This window comes from Streptococcus oralis (genome assembly GCF_026782125.1).
In the GTDB taxonomy this organism is placed as follows: domain Bacteria; phylum Bacillota; class Bacilli; order Lactobacillales; family Streptococcaceae; genus Streptococcus; species Streptococcus oralis_CE.
On the sequence record NZ_JAKUVY010000014.1, the window covers coordinates 1 to 5,656 of the forward strand.

At 36.3% G+C, this 5,656-nt stretch carries 7 protein-coding genes; 2 read left to right on the forward strand and 5 right to left on the reverse strand.

Translation table 11 applies throughout. The annotated features are described in order from the left end of the window. Window positions 1-97: 97 nt before the first annotated feature. The 4 genes from MK385_RS09725 to MK385_RS09740 form a co-directional block, all read right to left on the reverse strand. Window positions 98-1,426 carry a type IV secretory system conjugative DNA transfer family protein gene (locus MK385_RS09725; protein ID WP_268725952.1) on the reverse strand — a complete coding sequence of 443 codons (1,329 nt, stop codon included), beginning with the start codon at window positions 1,424-1,426 and terminating at the stop codon, window positions 98-100. Further along, window positions 1,426-2,517: a replication initiation factor domain-containing protein gene (locus MK385_RS09730; protein WP_268725953.1), complete on the reverse strand. Its 1,092-nt coding sequence runs from the start codon at window positions 2,515-2,517 to the stop codon at window positions 1,426-1,428. Before MK385_RS09730 ends, MK385_RS09725 begins: the two co-directional genes overlap by 1 nt. 156 nt (window positions 2,518-2,673) lie before the next feature. Next, window positions 2,674-3,042, reverse strand: a complete 369-nt coding sequence (locus tag MK385_RS09735) for a hypothetical protein (protein WP_268725954.1) — start codon at window positions 3,040-3,042, stop codon at window positions 2,674-2,676. Between the two features lie 471 nt (window positions 3,043-3,513). Further along, window positions 3,514-3,834 (reverse strand): hypothetical protein, encoded by a 321-nt coding sequence (locus tag MK385_RS09740; RefSeq protein ID WP_268725955.1) that lies wholly within the window; start codon window positions 3,832-3,834, stop codon window positions 3,514-3,516. A gap of 182 nt (window positions 3,835-4,016) precedes the next feature. Here MK385_RS09740 and MK385_RS09745 point away from each other — a divergent pair, with 182 nt between their 5' ends. Both MK385_RS09745 and MK385_RS09750 read left to right on the forward strand, forming a co-directional pair. Continuing rightward, window positions 4,017-4,580 (forward strand): hypothetical protein, encoded by a 564-nt coding sequence (locus MK385_RS09745; protein ID WP_268725956.1) that lies wholly within the window; start codon window positions 4,017-4,019, stop codon window positions 4,578-4,580. Between the two features lie 38 nt (window positions 4,581-4,618). Then, window positions 4,619-4,936: a plasmid mobilization protein gene (locus tag MK385_RS09750; RefSeq protein WP_136105866.1), complete on the forward strand. Its 318-nt coding sequence runs from the start codon at window positions 4,619-4,621 to the stop codon at window positions 4,934-4,936. 29 nt (window positions 4,937-4,965) lie between these two features. Here the strand turns inward: MK385_RS09750 and MK385_RS09755 are convergent, their stop codons facing one another. Further along, complete coding sequence (locus tag MK385_RS09755; protein WP_268725957.1) at window positions 4,966-5,484, reverse strand: type III toxin-antitoxin system ToxN/AbiQ family toxin; 519 nt, start codon at window positions 5,482-5,484, stop codon at window positions 4,966-4,968. Window positions 5,485-5,656: the final 172 nt, after the last annotated feature.

The window sequence follows — 5,656 nt, forward strand, 5'->3', positions numbered from 1 at the left end:
ACTTCCAGTAAGGCTCGGAATCTCCAAAAAAGATTGATATCTTTTTTTTGCTTTATTTTATAATAATATTGTACAACATAATATACCTCCATGTCAACTATTTGTATTTATAAAATCCTATTTTATAAGCTTTTATAAATACTTTCAACTCATTAAATCCATGACTATATAAATCACAAACATAAAATTTCATCGGCTGGTTAGTCAGTCCGTCGCAAGTATAAAACCCTCTGAAATCTTCAACGTTTCCAGCCGTTGCAACTTCTCCGAAAGCCATTCTTTGAATGTCAGAGTTTGCAGATCCAAGCAGAAGCTTGGTAGCAAACTGCTGACGTATCCTCTGCGGTAGCGTATCAGTCGACGGGTCTTGCGTGCTAGCAATAACAGAGACACCAACCGAGCGCCCTCTTTGAATGATAGCCGTTAAGTCAGCAACAAACTTTTTAGACTGTTTAGAGTCCATTAAAGCGACAATAGAACCTATTTCATCAGCAACCAGCACAACAGGACGGAGACCAACTTCTAAAGCTTTCAGACCTATTTTTTGCCGTTTTTGCACCTCTTTAGCCATTATCTTCTGACGTTCCTTGATGATAGCTAGAATGTCTTCCAGCTGCTCAAAAACTGGGTCAATATCCGATACAATTTTATCAGCTGGATAGAAGCCTTTGAATGAACTAAATTCATCTTTTCCATCGATGAAGCGAACATCTGCGCCCATTGTAAAAAGCTGGAGTATTATTCCAAAAAGTACCGTGGTTTTCTTGCTTCCAGTTTTGCCCCATACTGCAATATGAGCCCGTTCTGACAGATTAACCTCTAGCCCTTTTTGTAGTTTGATGATATACTTTTCAGCCTTTATATCGTCCATGGTCGCTGGTCGCCAAGTTTTATCTGTTCCTACGTCTTCGAGTACAAACCTATAAAATAGTCCGTCTGTTGTTATCATTGCAGACGTGACCGCATAGGCTCCCAGCTTTCCTCTGAAGCTGGAATTGATATCCTCAGTGAGTTTATCGACATCATACATACCAGCTAATTTCTCAACTTCTACGCTGATGTGTGACGGTCTGCTATCGCACACCGTCACGCCGGGAACGGAGATATAAGGGGTATCTTGTAGACGATTAACTGACATTGTAGCAAGTAAGCTTTTAGTGACTGCCTTTTCTGCCTTTTTCTCAGTGATATATTTTCCGATTGTCTTCGCTTTGATCACTGACTTTGTCAGCGAATACGCTCGCCAACTCGTCAAAATAGCGACCAGCGACCACAAAACAACTTGAACAAGTTTAATCGATACAACCAGCCCCAGCAACAAAGATAGAACGGCTAAAGATAAAGCCAAAGCCCACCACGTCCAAAACTGAATGTAAAAAGGCACTTTATAAACGTTCTGAGCGTTCTTTTTATACGTGATAGCCATTATTTGCCACCCCCTAGAAACTCGCTCAAATACTTGTTTATAGTCTCGTCTGACAAGGTCTGACTATTCACGTATAAACGATTTTGCTTCTTTGAAAAATCAGTAGATTTTTCAGCTTTTTGAAGCAAATCGTAAATATCAAAACCTCGCTCATTTCCTATGATTTCAAGCAGAGAAAGAGAGGGTAAGACTGCAACACGTAACCACTCCAGCAAATCGCCCAGCATGACGTCACGTTCTGCAAGACTAAAGTCTATCGTTTCATCATACTCTAAAAACTTCTCCCACCATTTCGTTTTATACCAGCGATTTTTGTTAGTGTCCCCACGTTTGGGTGTCAAAATCTCAAGAAGATTACGAAGCGACGTTTTAAAAATCTTGTCGATTTTATCCCCTTGTAGAAACTCATCAATGATTTTCAAAGCGTATTTTTTAGAATAGCTAATCTCGTACCGTTGCCAAACTTCTTTCCCAGTCCTCGCCCAATGTTCTCGGACTTCCGTTGGAAACAGTTCGTTTTTACTTTCGTACTGCGCTTTTTTATCATAAAAACGAGCGTACACATTCCCACGGCTTCCATTTTGAGACCGAGCGTTTCCGATATAAATTGTCTGCCCCAGCGATTTTCCGTTTTGGTCTGATGTTTTAACGATATTGTAGGACTTCCGAGATGAACGATAATGCCCTTTATTGAGTTTTTTCTCAATATCGGAAAATCTTACTGTCTCATCATAATCATCAAGAGCCAAGTCAATCCGTGTGAAATTTACTCCACCGTACTCTTTTAATGTTCTAAAAATAGAAACCCAATCGGTATCCCATTTTTCAGCTAATTCAGTCGACCCCTGACCCGTGAAAACTACGGTCATTGTCCGACTAGAATTTTTGTGCCAAGGCTTCTCGGGGTCATTCCAAAAGATGTTTACATAATTTCGATAAGTTGCCCCCGAGTTGTAAAAAAATCTCCCTGGGATTTCATCAAATTCTGCTAAATCATAACCCAAAATTTTCAAAAGTTGAGGGTCTAACGTCTGCTCTTCATCTTCAAATGATACCGAAAAAGCCAGCCAATCTACTTTGTATTTCTGCATGTCTTTTCCTCACTATATACGTGTAGTTTTTTATAAGGTCTAAACCGTTGATATATAAGGGCTAACTAGCATTTTTGCTTGTACGTGTAGCCCCCATGATTATTGAGGGGGGCTACCTGCTGGAAACAAGTTCCAGCAGTACCCTCAATATCTTAGTTAGTAGTCAGCAATCTGACCTTTCTGCTCAATGAAAATCATATTTGCTGACTTGATGTCATAGCCAAGACCAGCGACTTTGTAAGCTTGCAAAAGTTCAAATTGTCTTTCTTCTGACAGAACAATTTTAACCATCTTGCCAGTTCCAAATTCGACAAATGTATATGTGAGACCGTCAGACGTTTCAGAACGTTTATCTTTGCCGTTCTCATCTTTTACCTTATTTCCAAACTTATCTTTAAGTTTTGGAAAATGCGGGGTCGGATTAACTCCGACATTGACTACTACTACGTTGTTAAACAACGTAAGACTTGCGTTTGTTGTGTTGCTCTGACTTTGCAGAGCTTTCAGTTTTTCGAGTTGTGACATATAAAAAATGTCCTTTCTAAAATGTTGTATCGCTTACCACGACCTGCAAACACTTTAGAAAAGACACTCTACTTTTATTTAACCACCCTACTTGACCCACTGAGGCCTTTTTTGGTATAATGGTCTTGTTCGAAAAAAAGTGAGAGTCTTACTGAGTTGACTGCCAGGTCTAGGTAAGACTTTTTTGTTGTCCGTTGGTTGTTCGAAGACCACGGACATTTTTATTTTACATCAATTTTTTTTAGATGTAAACCCTTAATTTATTTGTGGGCCTCTGCCCACACCCGAGGAGCGTAGGACGCTCCACCCAACCTCTGAAAAACAAGGTTCTTCTGTTTGTATTTCGAACGGCTTTCACAATCTAGCACAATGATGGCGCACGCAAGGTACGGCTTCGCCTTTGCTCCTTGACGTTTGCGCCTAGATCATCGTGCTTTTTCGATTGTGCCGACGAAAAACAAACATTTAGAACTACCTAGAACTTAAATATTTCTCTTTGAATTCGAGTAACATTTTAAGTTGTTGTTCTTCGGAATAAGCATCTTCTAAAGCCGAGAATGGCGGATAACCGAATTCTTCGAGTATCGAACCCATTTCACGTTTAATCGCAGAATAATCATCAAAATCTTTTCGACCAGATTTTTTCATAGCATTACTACAATCATCAGCAAATGCTTGCATAAAATCCGACGTCATAAATTTTTGAAGAGTTATGTCAGTATACTCAGACCATTCGTCCTCAGAAGCGTTTTGACGTTCTTTTGCATTGAACATCTGTTTCCAATTTATCATGTCGAAACATTCCTTTCTTTTATTGATACATTTATGATACCACACTTTATTTTCAATGTCAACAACTTGTCAATAGTTTTTTCATTGTTTTTTAAGTTTTACGATTGACAAATAAATATTTTTGATATACAATTAGTATATACAAAATTAATAAATAGATGAACAAAAGAGAGGTATTTGCTATGCCAAGATATACAACTTTAACAGATTACGTGAACACTCAAATTGAAAAATTTGATATTCCAGATACCGAAAAAAATCGGAGCAAACTGAGAATTAAGTTCAGTAGAGAGCTTCAAAAGCTCGGCTACTGGGACACTGCAGAAAAAAAAGTAATTGGACGAAACGAAACACGTTTATTTACTGATGAACAACTAAATCAATTATCTATCAAAGTCGAACCTTATCTATTAAAGCAAGGAAATATAGATATAGAAGAACTCGAAGAATATCGTCAAAACTTTGAAAACTACATAGAAGAAATAAGTAATCAGACAAATGAAAGTTATCAGCAACAACTTGAAGCAGAACAATACGAACCGCCAAAAGTTACAAAAAGGGAAGCCATGGAAGTCATGCTGACCGCTCTATTTGAAAAATTTTTTGAACCGCTCGACGTTCAAAAATGGAATCAAGATAAAGCTACAATCCATTTTTCAGAATTATCAGATATGACAGATACTGATTATGTACTTGCTTCAATGAGATTAAACAATCCAGTTCAATCATATACAAAAGAAAAGTGATATAATATAGATAACATTTAGATATAAAAGGTGATATCATGAGTGAAAATAAACAAGTACAAATTATAATACGTACCACGCAAGAAGAAAAAAACATCATCACACAGAAAGCGAAAGATAAAGGTATTTCTGTAAATGAGTTTATAAAAAGAATTATTCTAGAAGACGATATCAAAGCAGATAGCACTGATAATATCAATGATAGCAACAATGATATCACTAGTGATATCATAGAACTATTGAAAGAACAATTAAAAACTAAAGATATGCAAATAGCAAATCTTCAGCAAATTATCTATAATCGTGATACAAAATTAATAGAGACATCAAAAAAATGGTGGGAATTTTGGAAATAAAAAAATAGGAGAAACTCCTATTTTTTTAATTAATAAGAAACATAAACTTTTTCTAACTCAAGTAAATTTAGACAATAATCAGCAGTTGCCTCTGTTATGGCTTCTCTAGATTCTCCCTTTACTTTCACAGACCTAACATCATCACACCTTTTTTTAATTGTTTCCTTTTTAGGACGTAAATAATTAATTTCATTCAGAAGAAGGCCATGATATGCTGGGTCAGTTTGAAGAATCCCATCCATATTAATCAGAGTTCTACATGATTCGGGTACAGGAACCATATTATTTATTAATAGATAAGCTATTTTTTTATTATTCTTATCAAATATAGGCATATTAACGTACGTGGAACGTTTATTAGTTTTTGATGTTAAAGGAACCAAATAATCAATCCCATCAACTACTAGCATTATTCCAATATAAGGCCGTACCTTATTAGAACTACCAACATATTCCTTATTAAGAGGCACGCGACCATCAATTTTACGTAATTCATTTAAATAATTTGTATCTACTTTATAAAATTTCATTTCTAATAATTCGGTCATTTATTCACCTATAAAAAAATGGGATGTCATACCGACAACCCAAAATTAAAACTTCCAGTAAGGCTCGGAATCTCCAAAATTAAAACTTCCAGTAAGGCTCGGAATCTCCAAAAAAGATTGATATCTTTTTTTTGCTTTATTTTATAATAATATTGTACAACATAATATACCT

Bases quoted from the DNA above. Each gene is read 5' to 3' on its own strand.
- MK385_RS09725 (WP_268725952.1), bottom strand. From the start codon at position 1,426: ATGGCTATCACGTATAAAAAGAACGCTCAGAACGTTTATAAAGTGCCT.
- MK385_RS09730 (WP_268725953.1), bottom strand. From the start codon at position 2,517: ATGCAGAAATACAAAGTAGATTGGCTGGCTTTTTCGGTATCATTTGAA.
- MK385_RS09735 (WP_268725954.1), bottom strand. From the start codon at position 3,042: ATGTCACAACTCGAAAAACTGAAAGCTCTGCAAAGTCAGAGCAACACA.
- MK385_RS09740 (WP_268725955.1), bottom strand. From the start codon at position 3,834: ATGATAAATTGGAAACAGATGTTCAATGCAAAAGAACGTCAAAACGCT.
- MK385_RS09745 (WP_268725956.1), top strand. From the start codon at position 4,017: ATGCCAAGATATACAACTTTAACAGATTACGTGAACACTCAAATTGAA.
- MK385_RS09750 (WP_136105866.1), top strand. From the start codon at position 4,619: ATGAGTGAAAATAAACAAGTACAAATTATAATACGTACCACGCAAGAA.
- MK385_RS09755 (WP_268725957.1), bottom strand. From the start codon at position 5,484: ATGACCGAATTATTAGAAATGAAATTTTATAAAGTAGATACAAATTAT.